This is a genomic window from Peribacillus sp. R9-11 (assembly GCF_031345095.1).
Classification (GTDB): Bacteria; Bacillota; Bacilli; order Bacillales; family DSM-1321; genus Peribacillus; species Peribacillus butanolivorans.
The window spans coordinates 690,189-715,487 of the sequence record NZ_CP133763.1 but is presented as its reverse complement, the minus strand read 5'-3'; the positions used below and the strand labels follow the sequence as shown (position 1 = coordinate 715,487).

Here is a 25,299-nt window from a genome sequence, read left to right as displayed (position 1 = left end):
TGAAGATAAATATAAAGGCTGTCGAAGGTTTCGCGACAACTTGAGGCTCTGCTAAAGAGCTTTCCCCTTTTTTCGTCAATAAACACAGGGGTTTTTCTATAGGTTCTCGAATAGAAATCCACAAAGATTATTCCAGAAATTCCCCCTCTTCATTTACAAAAACCATACTCTCCCCAAATAGCTACTTAATACTTTTACAATAAAATTGGCTTGTTCAATATTATTTCAATATTTCGGAGGTATCAGAAAGATGTTAAATAAGTTCAAATCATTCACGGTATTGGCTCTCAGCTTAGCCATCTTTTCTCAAAGTCTGCCGGTCGCTGCAAAAGATGCAGAAGAAAACAACCAGACAAATTCTGGAGGCAGATGGATGAAAGGGGAATATCATGCCCATACCACTCAGTCCGACGATGCAGAGGGGTCTCAGACCCTTGAAAACGTGCTCAACAACTCATTTGACAAGTATGGTATGGATTGGATGGGTATTTCCGACCATTTGAGAATGTCTTCACGGGATGATGAAGGACAATTGGTTCCAGGCGGTCCGATTCCGCTGTCTCAGGGAATCATTCAATATCAAGCTCCGAAAATGAAACAACTGCAGAAAAAGGGCAAATATAAAAATAAAATTATCTTTTCGGGGTTCGAATGGGACATGCCTACATACGAGCATGTCGGCATAGGAATTTTGGGAGATCAGGCAGGTTCATCGAAAAGTTTAAAAGTGGCAATCAATTCGAGTATTTGTTTACCAACCAGGATGAAAAGATGTTCAATTCAACGGATGTAGCCATCTGGAAAGCACAGGATCAAAGAGCCAATAAGACACCCCAGGATGCTCGAACAGCCTTGGCATGGCTTGAGAAGAATTATAAGAATACAAGTTATGCCATCTTGAATCACCCTTCGAGAAAAAAGGTGTACACCATATCTGATTTCCGCGACTTCAACAATATCGCACCGGATGTCTTGTTCGGATTTGAAGGCATGCCCGGAAACCAGATGGAGCCTGACAGAGGCGGCTTAAACCTGACAACGCCTGAAAACAGAACTTACGGCGGTTCCGATTACATGCTTGCTAAGGTAGGCGGTGCATGGGATGCGCTTCTTGGAGAAGGACGTCAGTTCTGGAACTTTTCCAATTCGGACTCCCATTTCGAAATCAGTGAAAACCGACTTTACTCAAGCGGATACTGGCCTGGCGAATATTCCAAAAATTACACTTGGGTGAATGGTTCCACAATGCAATCCGTCTTGGACGGCATGCGGTCGGGGAAATCATTCTCTGTTTTTGGTGACTTGATTAACGCACTTGATTTCCAAGCTAAAGGCGGCAGCAGCAAGGTAGATATGGGCGGGGACCTTAAAGTGAAGGAAGGACAAATGGTCAAAATTACAATCCGATTTAAGAGCCCTAAAAAGAACAACAACGGCGATTCGGTTAAAGTGGATCACGTGGATTTAATTTCCGGTGATGTAACTGGGAAAGCTGTGCCTGGAACACCTGCTTACAGTAAAGACACCAATGATACGACAAAAGTAGTTAAACGCTTTACAAGCAAAGACTGGAAAACTGATGGCGACGGTTACCATATTATCACTTACAAAGTCAAAGCGAGTAAGGACCAATATTTCCGTTTGAGAGGTACGAATCTGGGAGAAAATGTCTCTGGAGAAACGAGCAACGGTGAGCCGCTGATCGATTCAAAGACTGATATTGAGGATAACGAATCACGTTTTGCCGAGATCAACAACCGTAACTATAAAGACCTTTGGTTCTATTCGAACCCTATCTTCGTAAGCGTAGAGGAAAGAACACATGACAATCACTAAGCCAATAATAAAGATGCTGCAATAGTTTCGGGCGGTTCAAATCCAGAAATAACACTCCCATCCCCTGCTTAGTTCTAAAGGTGGATGGGAGTCTTTATGTTCTGGAAAGTTCTAAATCCATCGTTTCTAATCTCCTTAGTCTCCTCCAGACAAAAAAACCTTGAAACTCACGTGCGAGTTCGGTATCAGAACAGATGCCATATAATGTAGAAAGGATAGGTAGACCCCTCCAATTATCTTGAGAATAATTAGGACAAACGTTCTCAAGGATAAAAAGAAAATCTATGTAGGCATCATTTTTACGAAATGGTTGATATTAGAAATGAAAAGTTGTAGAAAAGAACAAGCTCTTCGTTATGAGTACTAATTCACTTCAATCCCTTAAAATCTGTATAATTCGCAAAGAAACATTAACACTAATGATATAAGTTGTTTCTATTGACTTTTTGCCCTTTCTAATTTAGTATCACAGAGTATCAATCCCTATCAGATTACTAGGAGGTTTATCAAATGAAAAAATCGATTGCTCTTTTATCGCTATTGTTAGCTTTCACAATTGTACTTACGGCTTGTGGTTCAAATACAAAAAATGAGGCAAATAATACCGACAATAAATCTTCTTCACAAGAAAGTCTATATGATAAAGTCAAAAAAGATGGCGTGTTAACAGTTGGAACAGAAGGTACATACCCTCCTTTCACATTCCACGATGATTCAGACAAACTAACTGGGTTTGATGTTGAAATTTCTAAGGAAGTAGCAAAGCGGCTTGGTGTGAAAGCAGAGTTTAAAGAAACACAATGGGACGGTATGTTTGCAGGATTAGATGCCAAACGTTTTGATATGATCGCAAACCAAGTTGGAATTGATGAAGACCGTCAAAAGAAATACGATTTCTCTGACCCATATATTCAATCAGGAGCAGTATTACTTGTTCACAAAGACAATTCAGATATTAAATCATTCGATGACTTAAAAGGGAAGAAATCTGCACAATCTTTAACAAGTAACTACAATGATATAGCAAAATCCCATGGTGCTGAAGTTACCGGTATTGAAGGATTTTCTCAAGCTGTACAGCTTATTGGTTCTAAACGTGTAGATGCAACGATAAATGATAAATTATCTTACCTTGATTATAAAAAACAACACCCCGATGCACCTATCAAAGTGGCTGATGAGGAAGAAAACGGTGTAGCTAGTGGGTTAATGTTTAGAAAAGACAGCGGCAAGTTAGTGGAAGAAGTAAACAAAGCACTAAAAGATATGAATGACGATGGTACGTACGCAAAAATCTCCGAAAAATGGTTTGGTGAAGATGTTTCTCCTAAGTAATATTTTCTCTGACCCAGAGCGTATGAACCAACTTGTTTCTATCGCTCAAACCTCCCTCTATCCTATGGTAGAGGGAGCTATTAAAAATACAATTCCACTAACATTAATTTCATTTGTTCTTGGCCTTATTCTCGCTGTACTAACAGCCTTAGCTCGATTATCTTCTATAAAAATTTTACAAATAATTGCGCGTGTATATGTGTCAATCATCCGCGGGACACCATTACTTGTGCAATTATTTATTATTTTCTACGGGCTGCCAAACTTAGGTATAACGATTAATCCTTTCATATCGGCTATTATAGGATTTTCTCTAAGCGTCGGAGCTTATGCATCAGAAATTATAAGGGCTGCTATTCTATCAATACCAAAAGGACAATGGGAAGCAGGTTATTCAATTGGTATGACATATACCCAAGCATTAAAGCGAATTGTTTTACCGCAAGCAGCTCGAGTATCCATTCCCCCATTATCAAACACTTTTATTAGCCTTTTAAAGGATACATCGCTTGCATCACTAATTCTTGTAGCAGAGATGTTCCGTAAAGCTCAAGAAATTGCTGCAAAAAACTATGAATTTCTATTACTTTACATCGAAGCAGCTGCTTTATATTGGATTTTGTGCACTATTTTATCTTTCATTCAAGGAAATATCGAGGACAGACTTAATCGTTATGTAGCAAAATAAGAGCTGCAGTATTAAAAGGAGATTTTAAAATGATTAACATTAAGAATCTTCATAAATCATTTGGTGACCTTGAAGTATTAAAAGGTATTGATTTGGAAGTGGAGCAAGGAAAAGTCATTGTATTAATCGGTCCTTCAGGTTCAGGTAAAACAACCTTTCTTCGGTGTTTAAATCTCCTTGAGGTGCCTACAGACGGGACGATTGAAATTGATCAGAAATTAATGGAGTTTAAAAAGCCTGTTAGTAAAAGATCCATTACTTCTTTTCGCAGTTTGACAGGAATGGTATTTCAAAACTATAACCTCTTCCCACACAAAACAGCAGTAGAAAACGTAATGGAAGGTCCCATTATCGTAAAGAACATTCCAAAACAAAAAGCGAAAGAAACAGCCAAGGCATTGCTTACAAAAGTGGGGTTAGGTGACAAAGTTGATTTTTATCCGTTCCAGTTGTCCGGTGGCCAGCAACAGCGCGTGGGAATTGCAAGGGCACTGGCCATGGAGCCAAAAGTAATGCTGTTTGACGAGCCAACCTCTGCTCTTGATCCTGAACTGGTTGGTGACGTCTTACAAGTAATGAAAGACCTAGCGAAAGAAGAAAGAATGACAATGGTTGTTGTGACACATGAAATGCGTTTCGCTCGTGATGTAGCAGACGAAGTTATCTTTATGGATGAAGGAAAAATTATGGAACGAGGGACCCCCGAACAAATTTTCACAAACCCTAAAGAAGAGCGTACACGCCGTTTTTTGAATATGATTCAATAAAAAGGCGCTTATATTAAGTAGAATAGAAAAACCCTATTTGCAAAATAGGGTTTTTTTGCTCATTTACATTAAATGTATAATCTCAATTTCGACTGTACGAACTTATTGAAAAAACCTGTAGATTTGCCCGACTTTGGACGTTATCTACAGGCTTGTTTAGGGTTGCACATACATCAAACAAATGCTTTAACTTGTTTCGTCTGTGCATGATAAATCTGATAAAGAACCAATGCAAAAACTGAAAGCATAGCTCCTGAAATAAATGGCAAATCTATCGAAATGGAAAATAACCATCCACCTATTGGAGGCCCAGCAATTCTACCGAATGAGTCAAATGAAGAAAGTAAGCCAGTAACACTGCCATGTCCAGTTGTAGAATTTTTGGTCAACAGTGCCGAAATGGCCGGCCGGATGAAACCATTCCCTAATCCGAAAATGGTTAAGAAAACTGCAGATGTCCAGAAATTATTAGAGAACAGTATTAGAATAAATCCAATGGCCGATACGATAATCCCGATTCGGATGACCGCTCCTTCCCCATATTTCTTGGTCATCCTTCCCACTAATCCACCTTGAACAATCGCACTGCCAAATCCCATGATCATAAAGATATAGCCTAATTGTACAAGGCTTATATTAGCCTTTTGAGCTGCGAAATAGGCGAAAGTCGTTTCGAGTCCAGCCATCGAAAGTGTGATAATCAATTGTAGAATAAACATAATACTCAGAGGTCCATTAAAGGCTTTCCACATTGATTCTTTATTTTTCGAATGCTGAGATCTTTTTTCTACTGTAAGTGATTCTTTCAGTATTATAAACACTAAAATTAGAGTAATTAAAGATGAAATTCCAGCAATATAAAAAGGTAAATTCAAACTTGATTTTGAGAAGATACCTCCAATTGCCGGACCAAAGATGAAGCCAAGTCCTGTAGCAGCACCAATGATCCCCATCCCTTTCCCCCGGTCCTCTGGCGTCGTAATATCAGCTACATACGCCATTGCAGTTGGCATGTTAGCAGAGGATAAAACCCCACCAACAATTCTAGCTACGAATAAAACCCATAAAGAATCTGCTGTCGCCATGATGAAAAAAGAAAGCGCTAATCCTGCGATTCCAATCATCATAACAGGCTTACGACCTATTCGGTCTGAGATACGTCCCCACATTGGGGCAAATAATAATTGCATTAACGAATAGACAGCCATTAAAAGACCAAGCTCTGTCGGACTGCCACCCACCTTTTCAGCTAGGAACGGCATTACGGGAATAATAATCCCAAAGCCGACCATCACTAAAAACATGACTAAAAAAAGAACAGGCAACACCTTTTTTGTTTCCATTATTTTTTTCTCCTTTTATTCTTTCACATTTGCTGCATACTTTTTCTAATGATCTTTGATAGAAAATGATTTTGGTCTAGAAAGAATATTATCGAAGACCTAGACTTAATTGCATAGTAAAACATAATAGCTATATCATTATCTACCTACCAATACTTTAAACAGTTTATCATACAACCTTTACCAAATCAGTATTTAGTACTATCTATATCCACCTCAAATAAATAAGCCTACAACCATAAACTACCTCATTTAAAACCAAGCCATGATCAGGCCTCTACGTTTTATGGCAACAAGGTCCTGATCCTTTCATCGAAAGTACATTTTCTTTTTTAATGGAACCTATGTGCTTTTCTCTACTTTGTTTCGCAGCCTATCTTCGCTATTAAATATAATCTTTAATGAAAAATTATGAAACGGATGCCTAAGACGCCGCTTATTCCAGAAATATCTCTCCCTTCCCCTTATTTTTTGCTACAGGGTACTCTATACTGTAGGTTAAGATTGATGTTTGGGAGGTAGAAGAATGGCTAATGATCAGTGGATTTTAATTATTGACGATGAGGAAGATTTGGCGCGTCTCATGGAGACAGTTTTACATAAAGAAGGTATTACAAATATTGTAACGACGGGAACCGTTGCGGCTGGTTGGGCAAAGTTTCAGGAGTTTAATCCTGCACTTGTATTGCTAGATATTATGCTGCCTGATGGCGAAGGCTATGATTTATGCAAGCAAATTCGTGAAGTGTCAAATGTGCCAATTTTATTTATGTCGGCTAAGGATGAGGAAATTGATAAACTTTTAGGGCTGGCGATAGGTGGGGATGATTATATTACCAAACCATTTAGTCCGAAAGAAGTTGCTTATCGGGTGAAGGCACAGTTGAGACGGGCTGGATTTTCAGAGGAAAAAGCAGCTCCGAAAAGTTTGCAAGTTGGTCCTTTTGAGCTTAGTGCCAATGAAACAGAAGTGAAAAAGGATGGAAAAACGATTGAGCTCACAGCTAAAGAAATCGGACTGATGAGTTGTTTTATGCATCATTCGAATCAGATTTTGAGCAAGGAAACTTTGTTTGAACATGTTTGGGGCGATGAATTCTTTGGCTCCGATAATACGGTGATGGTACATATTCGCCGTTTACGCGAAAAAATTGAGATAGATCCTTCAAAGCCTTCGTTTTTATTAACTGTTAAAGGACTTGGTTATAAATTACATACCAAGGGGTGAGACAAATGAAGTGGAAATTGACACGGCGCTTTTTAGGATCCGTTGTGACAATTGTTGTAATCGTAGGGATTGTAAATACAATTTTACTCCTCTGCTTAATCTTTTTTCCTAATTTGGGGACAGAAGAAGTATCTGCGGAAAACTTTAGCCGAACATTTTCACAATATGTAGAACTGCAAGATAACAAACCGATGGTAAATGAAGAAGGGCTAGAAAAACTCCAAGACAAAAAGGCCTGGATACAATTTTTGAATAATAAGGGTGAGCAAGTAGCAGCCTTTTATACACCTCAAAATTTGCAAACCATGTATTCTCCTGTTGAAATCGTACAAATGTATAAGTATAAAGAAATTGATGCAGAGACGACTGTTTTTGTCGGCGAAGCCCATAATTTCAGCTATTTTGTAGGTGTTAAGGAACAGAAAATAGGTCGCTATGTAATAACCTATGATTATGGAAAAAGTTTTAAAAACTTTAACATCTTACTTTTATTATTTTTAATCGTCGATATTATTATTGCATTAGTCATTGGATTTTTATTTGGTAAAAGATTAACGAGTCCACTTAACTTATTAATAGAAGGAATTCAGCAGCTTCGGGAGAGACGCTTTAAGAAGATGAGCATACCAAAAGGCGTTTATGAAGATGTGTTTCGCAATATGAATGAACTTTCGGTGAAATTAGATCAGTATGAGAAAGAACGTGATCAAATCGACCAAATGCGTGAGGAATGGATTAGCAATGTTTCGCATGATATGAAGACACCACTTGCTTCTATCCATGGGTATGCAGAATTGATGAAAGATAGCTCCACAGATTTAACACCACAAGAATTGCATGAGTATACATCTATTATAAATAGACAGTCTATTTATATGAAAGATTTGTTAGACGACCTCAATTTAACGATGCGTTTGCGCAATCAACAACTCCCGTTACAATTTGAAGATGTAAATATTGTTGGGCTTATTCGTGAAATGACGATTGAGCTTTTAAATGATTCATCATTTGGGGATCGACAGGTTGAATTTGAGGCAAATGTGGACAAAGCCATGCATAAAGTGGATAAAAAATTACTGAAAAGGGCGATTTTTAATTTTATCTACAACGCACTTGTGCATAACGATGAAAATGTCGTTGTGAATATTCGAATTGATAATATTTATCTACTGGGTGGACAAGAGCAAAAGTCAAGCAACATATCCACAGCTTCAATCTTTCATACCCAAATTACCATTGCCGATAATGGCCGTGGTATCCCCTCTAAAGATTTAGAACAGGTTTTTGAACGCTACTACCGAGGCACGAATACTACCAGTACACATGGAACTGGTTTAGGTATGGCGATTGCAAGGGATATTATTCTAGCCCATAATGGGAAAATCGATTTGACTAGCGTTGAAAATAAGGGCACCACCATTACTATTCTTTTATAATGCTAATTATATTTTTCTTAACAGGCAGAGAAAAGGGCTGTACTCCACTTACTTATTTGGAGACAGCCCTTCTTTCATATTTTATTTTTTTTGTGCCTTTTCCGGAATTTCCTCAAATTTCACTTCATCATATGACGATACTTCATCACCATTTTTTACGTACATCTTCAAGTAGGCATCTTTCCGAAGATTTTTTTGTGCAGTGAATTCTAGTGGAATTGTTTCACCATCAGCATTAGTAGCGTCCAGTTTATAAGAGTAGGAGGTCATCACTGTACCATCATCCAGTTTGGTTTCATGCTCTTCCCCATCCTCTGTAATTTGTAAATAATAATTGCTGGCATTCATACGGTTGAAGTCAATATTAGTAAGCGCGAAGACTCCTACTACTCCTAGCAAAAACAAAATGCCCACTACCATTAGAAATTTTTTCATCTCGATCATCCTTCTGTTTTATTATTTTGTGTGATAATACGATTGTAAGAAGCTACCGTTAAGATATAATACAGACCGTAGATAACTGTATAAGCAATCATCCAGATCATCACAGGTTTTGCAAGGTCCATCATCAGTAAGCTAGAGAAGGCTTTTAAAGCAACAACACTGTGTAATAACCCTACTGTTAGTGGTACGAAGAAGATTACGAATACTTGTGATGCAATGGATTTCCGCATTTCTTTTGCGCTAACGCCCATTTTATGAAGCATATTGTATTGTGATTTATCTTCCTCTGCTTCAGTTAATACTTTAAAATAAATGATACTACCTGTTGCAGCTAAAAATACCAGACCCAGGAAGCTTCCGATAAAGAGCAGTGATCCCACGCCTTCAATGCTTCTCTGAAAATCTTGAGGGGCACTAGAAAATAGCGCTTCTTCAGGTATTTGTTTTGCAATTTTTTTAGATAAATCCGTAGAAGCATTGTCCACACCAATGACACGATATTTTAGTGCTTCTCCTTCTTTTTGTAATACTTTAAATTGATCATTTGATACCACAACTGCAATACCTGCTGTGCCGGCATTTAAAACTGTTTGCGTTTTAAAGCTCTGGAATGTGATTGCAGAGTTGTTTTCTGTCGTGATGGTCTTTCCTTTGTATTTAGGTGAGAATCTTTTGTCATATCCAATATCTAAAATAACCGCATTGTCAGCATTCACATGTAGTTCTTCCTTGTTTTGTACTGCTGCTAATTTGTTATATGTTTTTTCGTTGATAACCGTATAAATTCTTTTATCTGAGCTATCGAAAACTGATGCCGCGTTTAATTCTTTTGTATTAAATGTGACTGATAGTGCTTCGATATTTTCATCGTACTTTGTATCTGACAATACATTGCTAACTTGTTGATCGCTTTTTGCATCTGTTTGCTGATACATAAAGGTATTCGGATCAGCGGTCATAACTTGGTCATTTGTGTTGTAATAAAGACCATACACTGCACCGCCTGCTGTTACAGTTGTAGCACTTAACACCGCAATTACAGTCAATGTACGTGCATTACCTCGAATACGATATAGCAGTTGTGAGATCGTCATTATATGAAGACCTTTCCATAGCCATTTTTCATTTTTCTTAATCACAGCTAACACAAAGCCTGTCACACTGTGGAACAATAAAAACGTACCGACAATTACTGTTGATAAAATAATGAGTGCTGTCATTAAAAAGCCGACTTTTTGCCACACTTTAGAAGTAAAAAGATCTTGCATCGCCAACCAATAACCGATGGCAATTAGTAATACTCCAAGAATGGCTACAATCATAGATGGCTTCGGAGCAGCTTCCCCTTTTTTCGATGCATGGAATAAATCAATTAGTTTAAATTGATAAATTAAACGATAGCCTTGGAATGATGTCACTAAGAAAATAATAAGAAATACAATAGCTGTATTCAAAGCTGCTGATCCCGAAAATGTAAATGGTGCTATGACATCATAGCCCATTAAATGAATCAAAATCGTCATAAATCCTTTTGAACAAAGGAATCCAAGAACAACCCCCATTACTAATGAAACCAAACCTAATAATAAGTTTTCAAAAAAGAGCATAAAGCCAATTTGACGATTACGTACGCCTAGTAATGCATACAATGCCACTTCTTTTTTACGTTTTTTCATAAAGAATGAATTCGAATATGCGATAAATATGGCAACGAAGAATATTAGAATGACTGCCGCACCACTCATTAGTGAATCTAATTTTTGTGATGACGCTGTTTTTTCTGCAATCGTATCACTATATTTTAATGTCACAAATGTGAAGTAGATGACAATACTAAAAACCATAGATGCGATGTATAAAAAATATTGGGAGAAGTTACGTGCAATATTTTTTCTCGCTAGACTAAATAACGTCATCTACCTCACCCCCAATTGTTGCAAGGACATCCAAAATCTGTTGGAAGAATGCTTTACGTGTTTGGTCACGACGATAAATTTCTGTTGATAGCGTACCATCCTTGATGAAAATAATACGTCGGCAGAAGCTTGCGGCATATGCATCATGTGTCACCATCATGATGGTAGAATTATTATTTTCATTTAAATTGCTTAAGCTTTCAAGTAGATTTGTCGCTGATTTTGAGTCAAGTGCACCTGTTGGTTCATCCGCTAGAATCAGTGCAGGTTCTGTCACAAGAGCTCTGGCTGCAGCTGTTCTTTGCTTTTGTCCACCGGAAATTTGGTAAGGATATTTTGCTAGTAAATCTTCAATACCAAATACTTTAGCAATACGATTCACTAAGATATTAATTTCTTTAGCTGGGGTTTTCGCAATCGCCAGTGGTAATAATATATTTTCCTTCACAGTCAATGAGTCGAGCAAATTGTAATCCTGGAAGATGAAACCAAGATTGTCACGTCTGAAATCTGCTAAAGCAGCTTCCTTCAAATCGTGAATACTCGTATCATTCATATAGATTTTCCCTTCAGTTGGTGAATCAATTGTTGCTAACATATTAAGCAAAGTCGATTTCCCTGCTCCAGAAGGCCCCATGATGCCCACAAACTCTCCTTCATGAATGTCAAAAGATACATTTTCTAACGCAGTATAAGCAGCGCTTAATTTACCATATGTTTTTTTAATATTTTCTACTTTTAATAATGGCTCCATGTGTTTCACCTCGTCATTTTTGCTGATACTTATACTATAAATGCCCATCCTTACAGCATCTTTGTGCCAACCTTACAGCAACCTTAAATCTATAAAAAAAATCGTCTTCTATTGTATAGAAGACGATTTATTACCTTATTTTTTTCTAGTTGTATACAAATCAGATGCTTCATCGAAGTAGAAACGGCGTTTTTCTTTACCAAATACGACTAACATAACGTGAATGAATAACACGATTGTTAAAGTAACAAAGATGACCCAAGTACCCAGTGTTAAAAATACGGATGACTTATAATAAGGAGAGTCCATTGGTACTTCCATATTATTCAAAGTGCTCGCAATCACTGTTATAAAATACATGGCATAAATTGCACCAAAGCGTTTAAACAATCGCTTGTTTGTTTCTGCCCTACATACTTTACTGTCATAGCGAAAGCGCATAATCTTCGTACCAACTGTATGTCCACTCCAATGCATTGGAATGAAAAAAAACATTACAAATAATGCAATTGTACTTACAACAAATTCACTAACCTCATTAACATTGGACATGTTCAAAACAATTCGGATTACAATTTTACATATGAATAAATCAATAATTATTGCTAGCAATACAGACATCTTTTTTACTTCATCATGGGCTAATAGTTTATCTGCTTTCTCCTTAACTTTCTGCTTCGACGGAAATAACGCTAGTACAGCTGGGGCAATGAAGAAGCCGAGTACGCCACCTGAAGTATTCAACATTAAATCATCTACATCAAAAATTCGATAAGCACAATTATAAATGCCATAAATGCCAGTTACCTGTGTTATTTCGTAGAATAGAGTTAATACGAATGTGAAGCCAAGAGCTTTCTTCCAATATTTTTTCTCTTGGAAGAAATAGCGTAAATAAACGCCAAAGGGCAATAATAATAGGAAATTGAAAAACGCTTGATAAAATGAAGGTTGTTTAAATAACTGCATATATGTACCTGGTTGTGTTAATACAATACCACTGTTCTCAAAGGTATTCGCCACGAATTGAAATGGCACCAGTGAAAAATGCTGTGTATCAGATTTTTGTAACGAACAAGTATCGCGTATTTCTGGCAATGGCAGTAATACTAAAAACAACGCTGATAGAAAATAAAAGATAAATGAAAATGTGATAAATGTAGTAGAAAGTGGCAAGTGATTATATTTTCTATATGTATAAATGAGCCATGGAATAAATAACATAAACACCAATATGGCAAAAAAGATGGCTGCCACATAGATTGGTTGTGTATAGGCTGTCAATTTCTCTCCCTCTTTTCATGAAAATAATTTATGCTCTTCATCCTAACATGCGCTTTTCTCTCAATTATATTTTTTTATAAAATATATAACTCCTCTAAGCGGCTCTAATATTTCATCCTCATCCATCATTAAGTTCCAAAGATGTTCATCTAAGATATCTATTTGTTCTTTTAGATAGTCAAATATATTTTGCACTTAAATATCCCTTTCTAACTGTTTCTTGACAATTTTTCCACTTCCTTCTCTGCCCACATCATCTCACCAAATTAACATATGGTTATTATGAGGTTATAGAAGGACCAACTATTAAGTTAGCTACGGACAAAATGAACGAGATGAAAGCATAAGAGAATCTCAAGAAGTGAAAAAACAACTTGCAGCCAATTAACAAAAATGTGGTGGCAATTTTGGAAATAACAAAAAGAGTAGCTATGCATTCAAGCTACTCTATCACGTAATTTTTTAATACAATATGCCATTAAAAAGTCATTTGTTTTGATATAAATTGAATATTTCTTTATTATTTAGCTTTGCTTCAATAGTTTTCGATCAATAACAAAATTCCCAAACGGGATAAAAGAAAAGATGAAGATCATCGCCATTTTTATAAATGACCATTTTGATTTAATGCTCACATAAAGTAGTAAAAGTCCGAACACGACAAATAGGAAACCATGAATGCTGCCTAAAATGAGTGTTGCTTCTCCAATATCCAATATGTACTTAAAGGGCATACCAATAGCCAGCAATAGAACATATGAGATTCCCTCAATTATTGTAATAAACCTAAACCATCCAAGAGCTGTAGAAAACACTTGTTCATCCCCCTACTTTTTTACAAGTACAAATTGATAGGAACGGTTCACATGAAAGGTTTCTATCTACTTGCTACTTTAATTTTCCAGTCTATTTCTCTATCATATTATATTGCTAGCCGCTCCACTAATAAATAGTATCCATGATTTCTTAGGTCTAGAATAAACAAACAAAGCCCAGTCCAAAGACTGAGCCTAAGTGTTTTCTAACAGCTTCAAAAGAGACTTCGGAATCGGACTAGTTTAAATGAAAAACCCGATCCTCCACCTCTAGTGTTTGTACCACAAAATACTCCCAATTAACAATTTAAAATTTTTCTGTTTTATTTTTTAACCAAGAAGGCTCAATAGTTCTCTCTGGATCACCTTCTTTACTTTTTCGAGTATATTCTGAGATTTCTCTGAGGCGCTTTTGCTCATAAGCTAACTTTTTCTCTGCCTTGGCAAATACATCTTCAATAGTTTCCTTTGAAACAACAACTACACCATCTTCATCACCAATGATTAAATCACCGGGGTGAACAGTTACACCACCACACGAGATAGTTGTATTAAATTCCCCAGGTCCATCTTTAAATGGTCCGCTAGGCGTGAATCCCTTTGCAAAAACTGGAAATCCCAATTTACAAAGAGCCTCTTTATCACGAACTAATCCATCAATTACAATACCCTCAAGTCCGACTGCATTTGCAGCTCCAGCCATTAACTCCCCTAAATAGGCATTTGCTTTGTGGTCTTTTCCATCTACGACTAATACAAAGCCTTCTCTTCCAGAATAGATGGTTTGATGAAGAATTAAATTATCTCCCGCTCTCATATTAACAGTCATAGCTGTCGCTGCCACTTTCATTCCAGATGCCACAGGCTTTATCTTATAATCCATTACACCGGTACAATCCATCGCATCTGCTATAAGGGTCGTACTTAATGCTTTAGCCCTCTCTATGATTGATACAGGTAAAAGAGCAGGAACTGAGTCCAATCTAGTCATATGTTTACACCCCATTTCGTTATTTACTCGAATGAAAATGATAGTTTCTTTCAAATCGACAACTGATTACATAACTAAATTGATAATGCACCAAAAAAGATAGCTGTAATAATCATAACCAGAGCTGTTCCAACAGCGTATTTAAATGAAAATTTAATATGCTCTCTAAACTCAATACCAACAAGCCCGATTAATACGTAAACGGAACCGACCAAAGGACTTAATAAATGTAAAGGCTGCCCTAATAACGATGCTTGGGCAATCTCAAGTTTATCAATACCGAATCCCGCAGCTGTCTCAGCAATAATTGGAATTATACCAAAATAATAAGGATCATTCGCCATTACAAAAGTGAATGGCATACTTGTTAGTCCTACGATAACTGGCAATTGTGGACCTAAAAAGTCAGGAATTACTTTGACCAAAGATGATGCCATTGCATCAACCATTTCCGTTCCCTCCAAAATACCTGCGAAAATACCTGCAGCAAAAATCAAGGAAGTAACAGTTAGAATATTTCCTGCATGTGCTTCAATTCTTTTCTGTTGATCTTTTAAATTAGGGTAGTTCACGACTATGACAATGACAAAGCCAATCATAAATAGGGCTGGGAGTGGCAAAATGGCTTTAACTAATGCAAAAATTAATAGTAGTGTAAGCATTATGTTGAACCAATACAATTTTGGTTTTTTTAATGATTGAACAGCCTCGTCCTCGATTGATGCGGCTATTTCCACTTCGGCTTCCGTTTTATTGCCATATACACCTAATCTTTTACGTTCTCTTAAGCCAAAAAATACACCAAGCCCAATTACATATAATGCCCCAGCAATGATAGATGGAATAATTGGTCCAAGTAGTTCCATTGCATCGTAACCAAATATAGACATAACCCTTGCAGTTGGCCCACCCCAAGGAAGGACATTCATAATTCCCATTGACATTGCGGGGAGACAAGCAAGTATTAGCTTATTCATCCCTAATCTCTCGTATAATGGCAATAATGCCGTAACAACAATTAGGTATGTGATCGTTCCATCTCCGTCTAATCCTACCAACAAAGACAAAACTGCAGTAGTAACTGAAATTTTTAACGGATCCCCTTTTGATATTTTCACCATTCTGTTCACCAAAGGATCAAACATACCTGCATCTATTAGTATCCCAAAATATAAAATGGCAAATGTAACCATAATTGCTGTTGGTGCAATAGTTCCAATTCCATCCATCATCATAGGTCCTAGGTCAGTGAATCCACCAATTAGTGCAAAAATGACTGGAATGATAATCAGGGCATTAAGAGCACTTAAACGCTTACTCATAATTAAATACATAAAAACAACAATCATCATAAATCCTAAAATTGATAACATAAATACCTCCCCTTTATTTGAATGCGTTTTCATTTCATGTTTGGCAATAGAATAGCGCTTTCTAATTCATACTTATTCAGATTAATTGGAACAATTTTCGATTCTAAATATTACCCTTTGAAGTTTTTTAAGGGATTCGCATGAATCCCTTTTCGTTCTCATCCCAGTTTTATTTGATTTTTAGGTTTAGCGTGCAGCCTACTATTTGGACCTGCCTTAAGAATAAAGCTTCCACCATCATGCCCAATTGTATTTTTGATATCCCTAGCAACATCGAGTAATGAGTCAAGATTAATTCCTGTCTGAATTCCCATCTCATGAAAAGCATGAGTGAGATCCTCAGTGGGTATATTTCCAGCAGCGTTAGGAGCATAAGGGCATCCACCCAATCCCGTGGTAGAACTATCAAAGTCTGTAACTCCTTGCTCCAACGCTGCAACTGCATTAGCTAATGCCATCCCTCTTGTATTGTGTAAGTGCAAAGTGAACTTGAAACTAGGGAATAATTTTCTTAAAATACTTAACATTTCAGAAACCTGCTTTGGATTTCCCATTCCAACCGTATCTGCTAATGAAACCTCAGTAACCCCCATATTTTTATAACCTTCAAGAATTGATAAGATCTTTTCCAAAGGTACCTTTCCTTCATAAGGACAACCAAAAGCTACCGCAATTGAACCTCCAACTTCTACACCATATTTTCTAGCAAGTTCTACAATAGGCAAATGATCCTTTTGTGCTTCACTAACTAAACAGTTAGAATTGGATAGGCTATGCGAGTCTGTAGCCGATAATAATATTTTTATTTTTTTCATTCCTGAATTAATAGCACGTTCTGCACCGCGCAGGTTAGGAACTAGCGCCCGAAACTTTACTCCATCTAAATCCTGAACCTGTTTTACAACCTCTTCAGCATCTCTTAATTGGGGTATTGCTCGCGGATGTACAAATGATGTAACTTCAATGTGTTTAATTCCTGTACTTGCCAGACCACGAATAATACGAACCTTTTCCTCTGTAGGTATCCATTTTTCTTCCATTTGAAAACCATCTCGTGGCAGGACTTCCCATATATTCACTTGTTCGGGTACAACCTTTTTTTTATTTTGCATGTTAAATTATCCCCTTTTCCTTCAAACTTGTTAATTCCTCTTCAGATATACCAAGTTGTCCACTATATACCTGCTTGTTATGCTCTCCCAGTTCCGGTGCACGATGACGGATACGCCCAGGTGTTTCTGAAAACTTTGGCACGATGCCGGGAACTTTAACTTTGCCTAACCGAGGATGATCAACTTCCAAAATATTTTCCCTCGCTTGATAATGAGGATCTTCGAAGATATCTTTTATGCTTAATATAGGAGAAATGGGAACACCAAACTCATCCATTGTCTTCAAAAGTTCTTGTTTATTTAGAGATTTCATAAAAGTCATAACAAGTTCTTGAAGGATGTCATTGTTATTCATTCGTGCTTGGTTTGTTAAATAATCAGGATTTCCTATCAAATCCGTCCGATCCATAGCTTGAGCCAAACGTTCCCATGTTTTTTGTGTACTGCATACCATGACAACCCAATGTCCGTCTTTTGTTTGGTAAGTACCCGAAGGGCTTGAATGACCGTGAAGCATAGGTGCTCTCTCGCGTACTTTTCCGAGCTGATCATGTTCAGCAATTAAGAAATCCATCATCCTGAACATCCCTTCGTATAGTCCCATCTCAACGATTTGACCTTTTTCTTTACTCGATGTTTCACGATGAAGGAGAGCGCTTACAGTTCCAAAAGCAATATATATGCCAGATATATAATCGAGTAATGAAAATGAAGGGCTTACTGGGTGTCGGTCCTCAAATCCCTGTAGGTAGGTATATCCCGAAAATGCAGTACTAGGCGTTCCGAATCCTGCCTTTTCTGCATATGGCCCTGTCTGCCCATAACCAGATTGCCTAGTCATAATGAGACGGGGATTCACTTCCCTCAGCACATCATATCCTAGTCCCCATTTTTCCATGGTTCCAGGCCTGAAATTTTCTATTAATACATCTGCGGTTCTAATTAATTTTTTAAATATCTCCTTGCCCTCTTTAGTGCGAATGTCTAATGTTACAGACTGTTTATTACGTGCAAGCCCTGGCCACCTTAACGGTTCAGATTCTTTCCAAGGTCCCAGTCCACGCAAAGGATCCCCTTTATCTGGAAGTTCAATTTTTATAACTTCTGCTCCCAGGTCTGCTAGTAAAGTGGCTGCAAAAGGAGCTGCAATCACAGTAGATGCATCAATAACACGAATTCCTGTCAAAGGTCCATTTGTAGGATTATCCATAGTAATTACTTCCTCCTTGATGTTTTATTTCAGTATTACTGTTGCTAGACGCAATGGAAATATGAAATGTTCCTATCATCGATTACTATTAAATTGATTTGAGTTTCATTAGATGGAACGAATAATTCCATCTAACAGAACTTTATGTGTTGATTATAACAAAGCACTTTTTAGATGTCACTATAAAAATTATAAAATTCTGTTTTTTTAAGAGGTTAAAAATAAAAGACAGCGCCAGTGAGGCGCTGCCTAGTAATAGGATGGGTGTATCTTTTCTAAAATGAATGATTTTCTTTTGGATTACTAAAACATTCGGAAATTTTCAAGGCAATTGTCTTCACTTCATTTTTTATAGCATTCATACTTTCTTCCGTAAATCGTGTACTCGGGCCCGATACGCATAGACAAAAATTCACTTCTCGATCTAATCCAAAGATAGGTGATGCAACTGAATTAACCCCTGCTCCCCTCTCATCTAAACTTATTGAAATAGATTCTTTTTGAATGATCGGCAATTCATTTGTAAGACTTATGCGTAAACTTTCTGAATCTAAATCATTTAATGTGGATTCAATAAACGATGGAGACTGAAAAGCTAATAACACCTTTCCCCCTGAACCAATCTCCAACGAAAGTATCTCCCCAATACTTACAACATGACGGATTGATTGATTGCTCCCGTATCGCGCAATACACCTTCGTTTTTTATTCTCCAGCATATATAAACTTACTGATTCTCCAATTTCATTTCTTAACTTCTTCATGAATGGTTTTGCAATTTCTGTTATATCAAATGAGATGGTATTTTCTGCAATACGACCAAATTGATACATTTTGTAGCCAAACTGGTATTTTGAATTTGAGAATTTTTTTTGAAGAAGACCGTTATGTACCAAAGTATCTATTAACCTGGAAGTTGTTGATTTTGCCAAATTAATTTTATTCGAGATCTCTGTCAGAGTTAATTCAGATTCTTCCATAGTAAAGCAGTTCATTATGTTAATTGAGCGTTGAACTGTTCGTGATCCTTTCGAGCTTTCATTTTCATCCATTATAAATGCCCCCAATTACGAGTATTTAATTCCAAATCCTTTGCAATTCTGTTTAAAAATGATTACTGTTCCTTTAACGATACGTAAATAATTTTCAAGATTACATAAGCCTTACTTACCGTTTAAAATCAAATCCTGTCTCTACAGCAATCACTGTTTTTGTCCATTTAATTCTCTAATCATAAAAATTCCCAGTTTTCAGCTTTGTCACAACAAATCAAGCTATATTATCTGAATTTCCAAAGGGAGCGATCAATTCCGAAACCAATTTGCCCCCTCATCCATATGTACAAATGGAATATCCGTATCAATTACACCTCTAATTCGGTCTAACTCAACATCTTCTCCTTCGAGCCATTTCGCAAAATCTATTGAAGTAGGTTCCTGGTTCCCTCCCAAGGCCATCCAAGCTATCATGTCCTTAGGTAAATAAGCGGATGTATGAATCGTTCCTGCCCAGCTGCTATATAAATCTGAGAAGACACCTTGGTTGGTATCATTAAACAATCTATAAGCATCGTAGGCAGATGAAAGTTTCCCTTCATGATCTTGTATAATTTCAAATCGGCGTTTCGAATCTATAAGATGGTTACGATTTTCATTTTTCATGATTTCAAAGTGATTGGTACAGGCATTTGACCTGCGCACCTCTACATTTCTCGGAGAGGTTTCCACAATATAGGTATCACCACTTTTATCGTAGACAACGTAAGTGAATGAATGCCGATGTGGGATTTCCTTCAACATCGCGACCGCTTCCTGAACGTTCGCACAAGATTCTACAATCAATCTACCAATCATACAACAAATGAATCCATCTCCTGGATTCTTTCGATTCATAAAGTTATATCCAACCACTAGCCCATTTTCATTCATGCCATCCATCCGTCCAGTCCCACGTTGACTTGGACCAATGCTAGCATAGCCCTGATCGGTTGGTTGAAATAGGACGAAGCGTCCCTCATATGTCTTTGGGTGGTAATCATAATTACGAATGAAATAATTCTCACCTGTCATAATGGAACATCCCGAACGAACATAATCCAATCGGTACCCTCCAAACTCCTGCAACACACGTTCAATTGGCCATTTCAGCGCTTCTTGCAAGCCAAGTAATTCTTCCCACACACCAGGGGCAAATTGTGTAATCGCTTTCTTGACCTCTTCTTCTTCAACCGTAAACCGTGGCTGCCTAATCTTCCACTGATCTTCACGATTTTTTACCGTTAGTGAATCTTTTAACTCCTCACCTTGCATGTATCCAAACTCATAATGTGTACCCCGAAATTGTATAATATTACTATATATTTGTTTCACGACTTATCCCTCATTTACAGTAATGGCCATTCAAATTAAGGATACTTGATGTATTGTTGAAAATAAAGAAGATAAGCCTTTAAATTAATGAAACAACTTACTTGGGCCTGTTCTTTTTGTGTTCAAGTTTGTAAAAATATTTTTTGTTATACTTCTTTATTGGTATGTTGTACGGTACCAGAAAAGTTCCCCGGTGGATTTGTAAAAAGGTTACTATGGAATATATTGATTTCAGCAAACGCAGATAAGAGGGAAAAACAAATGATGTATTTTGCACAGAGAATAATAATTTTTAGCATCACGCTAGCACTAATCATTTTCATGTTACTTGCTTTGAAGGGCAAAAATCTTATAAAATATGAAAGGTCGTTGTATTTTACTGGGTTAATTACAATTATTTGTATAGCTATATCTCCAACACTTATAGTAATTTATCCAGCATTATATACATTGTTAGTTTTACTAGTTTGTATTTCTTTAATAAGAAAAGAAGTAAAAAAATCAACAAAGTATATAAATATTCTTTCTGCTATAAATATACTGAGTATAATCATTGTACAATTTATCCTTTTCTAATTTTCAAATAAGTATCAAGCCAATAATACTTTAAATAACAAAAAAGCCCTTCACATTTGAACTATCCACCGGATAACGGACACACATAAAAAAGTGTCCCTTATCCGGGGTTTTTTATGTTTCAATAGGTGTAATGAGTATAAAGAAGCCAATAAATGGCAAAATAAATTTTCAGATCGCACTTTTGGTTGGGGTGCTGTTGCTGCTGTTGCTGGATCAATTGGTGCTCCAGTAGCTTCAGTAGCTGCGGTTATTACTATATATAAAGAATTAAGACAAGTTCATTTCTATTTCTTTTAATAGTTATAGGAGTTATTTCAAAAATAGCAGGTAAAAATAGTATGTATTTTTTAGGAATATTACCTTTTGTTGTAGTATTTTTTATAATTAGCCAAACAAATGATTTACCAAAAGTTATTTTTTATCTTAGCGGCAATTCTATGTTTTGTTTCGATTTTCAAAAAGATTAAAAACGTATGAAGTGTTAAGTAATACAACTAATATTTTTTTTGCGAATAAAATTTAATTTATTAAAATAAGATTCTAAAGGTAAAATAGATTCTATTACCTTATTAAATTTACATGGTAGAATGAAAAACTGTATGAGCAAAATCATACAGTTTTTTTATTTTCTAAGAAGCCCGAAACAGATTCTTCCAAGCGAAGTTATTAATATTCAATATTACTCACTTTTAATATGTCCAGAAAGTGTACTTTATGCACATCTATCCTTTTATCGGTGATATGGATTAGCTTTGTATTTGCATCCATTTTCGTAACAATACCTCTAAGGGGTTGCTCTATACGATATAGTCCTTTAATGCCCCACCTTTTTCCGCCTCATTAATAGCATATGCTAATTCCTCAATTTCAAATTCATCTCGTTCCAAGTGTTGCAGATACTCTCTCGACTTTTAGCTGTTCTTCCTTCTTACTTTCAGATTTCTTGGCTAGTTTAGGTACAGGGGGAAATGCTGCATTCATATTCACTACACCTCATATCATTGTATTTGTACCATTTTTTCATACGAACAATTGTTCTTTTTTAAGTTATTCAGAACATTCGTTCCTATATAATAATGATAAAGGAGATGTGAGTATGAATAAAGACAGGGGTAATATCAAATGGCAATCTTCATTTATACTACCAGAACAAGTTAAATTCCAAACCAAGCCAATATTAGATGAGCAAGAGTTAGATCTGATTAGTACTATTGCAATGGATTCTTTACATAACATATTCGTCGTAAAAATTGTCTATTGGAAAGACGGATTGTTCACATACAAAAAAGGGATTGTGGAAAGTGTACATATGATTAATAGGGTGATAAGTGTCGAATTATTAAACGGAAAAATAACAATTCCTATTGATTGTATAACCTCTATTGAGAGGGATTAATATGACAAGGATACCTACTCATGAAAGGGATATAATCGAACGAGAGATATATTTACCCATGCTAATGAAAATTCTGGAATGGGACCGACTAATTATTGAAAATGCGCCATTTAAATTTAATAGTCCATATCTAGAATTAGTTGAACAAGCACTCAAATCAGTTCAAAAAGACCTAAAAGTAACTAGGGAGCATTTAAGAAAAAGCCAGACAAAAGTTAGTGAAATTAAACGGATAGTGATTTTACAATGTATTTTTTTATCTACAATGGTTACGAAGAATTACATAATTATTTTAATCCAAGATTGAGGAATAGACGAGGAGTTGGTATAGTTTCATGGGCATATTTTTCCTTACAATGATTTTGAAGAGGATGTGTTCTTCTTGGAACGAAAGAATACAGATAAAAAATATAATAATGTAGTCAAGAAAACTATTGAATATCGAACTAGGAATACATCTTAAGATTTAACTTTTTGTGTCCAAAAAAATGAATCAATCCAATATACTGTCTAGTGCATTTGTTAAGTACAAGATATATAGAGTACCTTCTATCAGGAATGTACGTTATATTTACCATTAATCTTATCTCTTAATTATGGGTTATATGGAATTAATAGTGATTTTGAAAAGAATTCAAAAGTCAACTTTTTACGAAAAAGATAATAATTCATACTTATGAAATACATAGAAGGAGAGATTTTGTGTTCAAGTTTGTAAAAATATTTTTTGTTGTACTTCTTTATTGGTATGTTGTACGGTACCAGAAAAGTTCCCCGGCGGATTTTTTATTTTATTTGTCCAGTATCTTATTTTTTTTATCAATTATTTTTAGTTTATTTCATAAAAATAAGCATAGGGTGAACATTTTCTTAATCATTGCACTATCAAATATTTCAATGATTTTTGCACTATACGCTCATTTTTTAAGTGGGATTCTAACATTTTTCACTTTTTCTTTAATTCTATTTTTTTACTGTTTTATATTTATTACCTATAAAAAAGGTTTGATGAAAACACAATAATAATACACACAAAAGTTTTTAATGAAGACAACCATGAACTTATACAAGACTTTTCAACAACTCTTACTAACGATAAAATAGTAGATCAAGATGTAATTCTTTTAGAAGACATACCAGAATCTGAAACACAGGATGAAGCGAGTGGTTTTTATCCAATGGCCTCTACAAGTGGTAACAAATCATTGGTTAAAGTATTGAACATTAGTTACACTAAGAATTTTACTACTGGTATAGGTACTGCTCGTTATTTAAAGGAACCAAATAGAACTGCTAAATTAGCGAGTTCTAAACCTTTTAACACATATGCAAGTAATGTGGATTCTCTTAGAGGGGTTGAGAGTGGAACCATGGCTGGTTGGTTAATTTCTGGATTTAGTGGTGGTTCATTAATAGCAGGGAAAGTAATTTCTTGGGCAACAGCGAAAAAAATATTGACAAATATTGCAGGACCAGTGGCTGTCGTTAGTAATACTTGGGCATTATCTCAATGGTTCTATTATTATAATAAACTTGAAAAAAGTTGGTCGAGTTTAAAAAAATAAAAAAACCGACTGTTGTTTGTAAACTGTATGATTAAAAGTAGACAGATTAATTCAAGATTCAAGGCTGCTATAAGATGACTTCGGTATTGTGATCCGGGGTCATCTTTTTTTAAGCTCCGATTTAATTAGTGCCTCATAATAATCCTTAATCACCTTAGCATCATGTCATTGTATCTAAGAGTAAGGGCTTCTAGCGTGATGGTGATTGAGAGCTTATAGACACCTGAAGATTATTTTGTATTCATTTTACACGCAACTTTTTACCATTCTGAATTGTATAGTTGCTATCAAGTTTATTCCAGTCCTTTACTTGTATAATCGTGCTCCCATATTTTTTAGCAAGAGCAGATACTGTGTCGCCTTTCACAACTGTGTGATAAGTAGCTTTTAATCCACTTACAACAAGCTTGTAGCCAATTTGAAGAGAACTAGGATCCACTTTAGGATTTAATGATTTCAGATTGTCCACAGTTGTTCCATACCTTTTAGCAATCGAGTAAAAGGTATCACCGTTCACATGACTTTTTGCCAAGTTTTCTATAAAAACACTTGTTTTTAATTTTTGCTGTATCCACGGCATTATCAATAAATCCACATTCAGTTAAAACCGCAGGCATGGTGCTAGTTCGAAGCACTTGAAAGTTGGCTAATTTTTTACCCCGATCTTTTATATCAATTAGCTTCGTGATTTCTGCGTGGATAGTGGAATGACATTCTTTTTCCTTAGATATTTTTTCTATTTCAACTAAACATTAACAATCCCAGGACAGCCCCTGTTGCCGTACACAATAATGAATGACAAAATGTTCTGCCAAGCATTCATGTTGCTGCTTCTTGAACTCGATATTTTCATCATAA

General features: G+C 36.1%; 24 protein-coding genes. 10 read left to right on the top strand and 14 right to left on the bottom strand.

The genetic code is table 11. From position 1 onward, the window contains the following. Nucleotides 1-250: 250 nt before the first annotated feature. The 5 genes from RE409_RS03305 to RE409_RS03285 all read left to right on the top strand — a co-directional run bounded on the left by RE409_RS03305 (nt 251) and on the right by RE409_RS03285 (nt 4,626). Nucleotides 251-793 (top strand): hypothetical protein, encoded by a 543-nt coding sequence (locus RE409_RS03305; RefSeq protein WP_309558526.1) that lies wholly within the window; start codon nt 251-253, stop codon nt 791-793. Further along, the gene (locus RE409_RS03300) at nt 772-1,836 is read left to right on the top strand and encodes a hypothetical protein (RefSeq protein ID WP_309558525.1); all 1,065 of its coding nucleotides are present in this window, start codon (nt 772-774) and stop codon (nt 1,834-1,836) included. The genes RE409_RS03305 and RE409_RS03300 overlap by 22 nt, the downstream gene beginning before the upstream one ends. A 510-nt stretch (nt 1,837-2,346) precedes the next feature. After that, the gene (locus RE409_RS03295; RefSeq protein WP_053344440.1) at nt 2,347-3,171 is read left to right on the top strand and encodes an amino acid ABC transporter substrate-binding protein; all 825 of its coding nucleotides are present in this window, start codon (nt 2,347-2,349) and stop codon (nt 3,169-3,171) included. Further along, nucleotides 3,155-3,859 carry an amino acid ABC transporter permease gene (locus RE409_RS03290; RefSeq protein ID WP_201183503.1) on the top strand — a complete coding sequence of 235 codons (705 nt, stop codon included), beginning with the start codon at nt 3,155-3,157 and terminating at the stop codon, nt 3,857-3,859. Before RE409_RS03295 ends, RE409_RS03290 begins: the two co-directional genes overlap by 17 nt. Before the next feature lie 29 nt (nt 3,860-3,888). After that, nucleotides 3,889-4,626, top strand: a complete 738-nt coding sequence (locus RE409_RS03285) for an amino acid ABC transporter ATP-binding protein (RefSeq protein WP_201222172.1) — start codon at nt 3,889-3,891, stop codon at nt 4,624-4,626. Between the two features lie 173 nt (nt 4,627-4,799). Here RE409_RS03285 and RE409_RS03280 read toward each other — a convergent pair whose 3' ends face one another. Next, the gene (locus RE409_RS03280) at nt 4,800-5,969 is read right to left on the bottom strand and encodes an MFS transporter (RefSeq protein WP_116821407.1); all 1,170 of its coding nucleotides are present in this window, start codon (nt 5,967-5,969) and stop codon (nt 4,800-4,802) included. 526 nt (nt 5,970-6,495) lie between these two features. Here RE409_RS03280 and RE409_RS03275 point away from each other — a divergent pair. Next, nucleotides 6,496-7,197 (top strand): response regulator transcription factor, encoded by a 702-nt coding sequence (locus tag RE409_RS03275; RefSeq protein ID WP_201182888.1) that lies wholly within the window; start codon nt 6,496-6,498, stop codon nt 7,195-7,197. Nucleotides 7,198-7,202: 5 nt separating this feature from the next. Further along, entirely contained in the window at nt 7,203-8,633 is a 1,431-nt protein-coding gene (locus RE409_RS03270; RefSeq protein ID WP_309558524.1) for a sensor histidine kinase, read from the top strand. 81 nt (nt 8,634-8,714) lie between these two features. Here the strand turns inward: RE409_RS03270 and RE409_RS03265 are convergent, their stop codons facing one another. The 11 genes from RE409_RS03265 to RE409_RS03215 form a co-directional block, all read right to left on the bottom strand. Beyond that, entirely contained in the window at nt 8,715-9,068 is a 354-nt protein-coding gene (locus tag RE409_RS03265; protein ID WP_201182892.1) for a YxeA family protein, read from the bottom strand. A gap of 5 nt (nt 9,069-9,073) precedes the next feature. Then, nucleotides 9,074-10,993, bottom strand: a complete 1,920-nt coding sequence (locus RE409_RS03260) for an ABC transporter permease (protein ID WP_201222180.1) — start codon at nt 10,991-10,993, stop codon at nt 9,074-9,076. Further along, nucleotides 10,980-11,747, bottom strand: a complete 768-nt coding sequence (locus RE409_RS03255; protein ID WP_053344432.1) for an ABC transporter ATP-binding protein — start codon at nt 11,745-11,747, stop codon at nt 10,980-10,982. The genes RE409_RS03260 and RE409_RS03255 overlap by 14 nt, the downstream gene beginning before the upstream one ends. Nucleotides 11,748-11,882: 135 nt before the next feature. Continuing rightward, on the bottom strand, nt 11,883-13,031 hold the full coding sequence (locus RE409_RS03250; protein WP_201222182.1) for a VanZ family protein: 1,149 nt from the start codon (nt 13,029-13,031) through the stop codon (nt 11,883-11,885). A gap of 524 nt (nt 13,032-13,555) precedes the next feature. Beyond that, nucleotides 13,556-13,846 carry a DUF3817 domain-containing protein gene (locus RE409_RS03245; RefSeq protein WP_309558523.1) on the bottom strand — a complete coding sequence of 97 codons (291 nt, stop codon included), beginning with the start codon at nt 13,844-13,846 and terminating at the stop codon, nt 13,556-13,558. Nucleotides 13,847-14,153: 307 nt separating this feature from the next. Next, complete coding sequence (locus RE409_RS03240; protein WP_309558522.1) at nt 14,154-14,837, bottom strand: RraA family protein; 684 nt, start codon at nt 14,835-14,837, stop codon at nt 14,154-14,156. A 74-nt stretch (nt 14,838-14,911) separates the two neighbouring features. After that, complete coding sequence (locus RE409_RS03235; RefSeq protein ID WP_201182900.1) at nt 14,912-16,210, bottom strand: CitMHS family transporter; 1,299 nt, start codon at nt 16,208-16,210, stop codon at nt 14,912-14,914. Between the two features lie 158 nt (nt 16,211-16,368). Beyond that, entirely contained in the window at nt 16,369-17,322 is a 954-nt protein-coding gene (locus RE409_RS03230; protein WP_201222188.1) for a hydroxymethylglutaryl-CoA lyase, read from the bottom strand. Between the two features lies 1 nt (nt 17,323). After that, complete coding sequence (locus tag RE409_RS03225; protein WP_201222190.1) at nt 17,324-18,532, bottom strand: CaiB/BaiF CoA transferase family protein; 1,209 nt, start codon at nt 18,530-18,532, stop codon at nt 17,324-17,326. 275 nt (nt 18,533-18,807) lie between these two features. Further along, the gene (locus RE409_RS03220) at nt 18,808-19,584 is read right to left on the bottom strand and encodes an IclR family transcriptional regulator (protein ID WP_201222192.1); all 777 of its coding nucleotides are present in this window, start codon (nt 19,582-19,584) and stop codon (nt 18,808-18,810) included. Nucleotides 19,585-19,836: 252 nt separating this feature from the next. Then, entirely contained in the window at nt 19,837-20,901 is a 1,065-nt protein-coding gene (locus RE409_RS03215; protein WP_309558521.1) for a C45 family peptidase, read from the bottom strand. A 1,675-nt stretch (nt 20,902-22,576) separates the two neighbouring features. Between RE409_RS03215 and RE409_RS03210 the strand changes: the two genes are divergently transcribed. The 3 genes from RE409_RS03210 (at nt 22,577) to RE409_RS03200 (ending at nt 24,441) form a co-directional block, all read left to right on the top strand. Continuing rightward, a complete protein-coding gene (locus RE409_RS03210; protein ID WP_201254212.1) occupies nt 22,577-22,876 on the top strand; it encodes a YolD-like family protein in 300 nt (99 codons plus the stop codon). A gap of 1 nt (nt 22,877) precedes the next feature. Continuing rightward, nucleotides 22,878-23,183 carry a YhjD family protein gene (locus tag RE409_RS03205; RefSeq protein ID WP_309558520.1) on the top strand — a complete coding sequence of 102 codons (306 nt, stop codon included), beginning with the start codon at nt 22,878-22,880 and terminating at the stop codon, nt 23,181-23,183. Between the two features lie 898 nt (nt 23,184-24,081). Next, on the top strand, nt 24,082-24,441 hold the full coding sequence (locus tag RE409_RS03200; RefSeq protein WP_309558519.1) for a hypothetical protein: 360 nt from the start codon (nt 24,082-24,084) through the stop codon (nt 24,439-24,441). Between the two features lie 241 nt (nt 24,442-24,682). Here the strand turns inward: RE409_RS03200 and RE409_RS03195 are convergent, their stop codons facing one another. Together RE409_RS03195 and RE409_RS03190 are read right to left on the bottom strand one after the other, a co-directional pair. Continuing rightward, nucleotides 24,683-25,036 (bottom strand): LysM peptidoglycan-binding domain-containing protein, encoded by a 354-nt coding sequence (locus RE409_RS03195; protein WP_309558518.1) that lies wholly within the window; start codon nt 25,034-25,036, stop codon nt 24,683-24,685. Further along, nucleotides 24,948-25,130, bottom strand: coding sequence for an N-acetylmuramoyl-L-alanine amidase (locus RE409_RS03190; protein ID WP_309559229.1), 183 nt, complete (start codon nt 25,128-25,130; stop codon nt 24,948-24,950). The genes RE409_RS03195 and RE409_RS03190 overlap by 89 nt, the downstream gene beginning before the upstream one ends. Nucleotides 25,131-25,299 lie beyond the last annotated feature (169 nt).

Bases quoted from the DNA above. Each gene is read 5' to 3' on its own strand.
- RE409_RS03290 (WP_201183503.1), top strand. From the start codon at position 3,155: ATGTTTCTCCTAAGTAATATTTTCTCTGACCCAGAGCGTATGAACCAA.
- RE409_RS03295 (WP_053344440.1), top strand. From the start codon at position 2,347: ATGAAAAAATCGATTGCTCTTTTATCGCTATTGTTAGCTTTCACAATT.
- RE409_RS03300 (WP_309558525.1), top strand. From the start codon at position 772: ATGTTCAATTCAACGGATGTAGCCATCTGGAAAGCACAGGATCAAAGA.
- RE409_RS03255 (WP_053344432.1), bottom strand. From the start codon at position 11,747: ATGGAGCCATTATTAAAAGTAGAAAATATTAAAAAAACATATGGTAAA.
- RE409_RS03205 (WP_309558520.1), top strand. From the start codon at position 22,878: ATGACAAGGATACCTACTCATGAAAGGGATATAATCGAACGAGAGATA.
- RE409_RS03265 (WP_201182892.1), bottom strand. From the start codon at position 9,068: ATGAAAAAATTTCTAATGGTAGTGGGCATTTTGTTTTTGCTAGGAGTA.
- RE409_RS03260 (WP_201222180.1), bottom strand. From the start codon at position 10,993: ATGACGTTATTTAGTCTAGCGAGAAAAAATATTGCACGTAACTTCTCC.
- RE409_RS03305 (WP_309558526.1), top strand. From the start codon at position 251: ATGTTAAATAAGTTCAAATCATTCACGGTATTGGCTCTCAGCTTAGCC.
- RE409_RS03270 (WP_309558524.1), top strand. From the start codon at position 7,203: ATGAAGTGGAAATTGACACGGCGCTTTTTAGGATCCGTTGTGACAATT.
- RE409_RS03280 (WP_116821407.1), bottom strand. From the start codon at position 5,969: ATGGAAACAAAAAAGGTGTTGCCTGTTCTTTTTTTAGTCATGTTTTTA.
- RE409_RS03230 (WP_201222188.1), bottom strand. From the start codon at position 17,322: ATGCAAAATAAAAAAAAGGTTGTACCCGAACAAGTGAATATATGGGAA.
- RE409_RS03275 (WP_201182888.1), top strand. From the start codon at position 6,496: ATGGCTAATGATCAGTGGATTTTAATTATTGACGATGAGGAAGATTTG.
- RE409_RS03225 (WP_201222190.1), bottom strand. From the start codon at position 18,532: ATGGATAATCCTACAAATGGACCTTTGACAGGAATTCGTGTTATTGAT.
- RE409_RS03285 (WP_201222172.1), top strand. From the start codon at position 3,889: ATGATTAACATTAAGAATCTTCATAAATCATTTGGTGACCTTGAAGTA.
- RE409_RS03235 (WP_201182900.1), bottom strand. From the start codon at position 16,210: ATGTTATCAATTTTAGGATTTATGATGATTGTTGTTTTTATGTATTTA.
- RE409_RS03210 (WP_201254212.1), top strand. From the start codon at position 22,577: ATGAATAAAGACAGGGGTAATATCAAATGGCAATCTTCATTTATACTA.
- RE409_RS03240 (WP_309558522.1), bottom strand. From the start codon at position 14,837: ATGACTAGATTGGACTCAGTTCCTGCTCTTTTACCTGTATCAATCATA.
- RE409_RS03220 (WP_201222192.1), bottom strand. From the start codon at position 19,584: ATGGATGAAAATGAAAGCTCGAAAGGATCACGAACAGTTCAACGCTCA.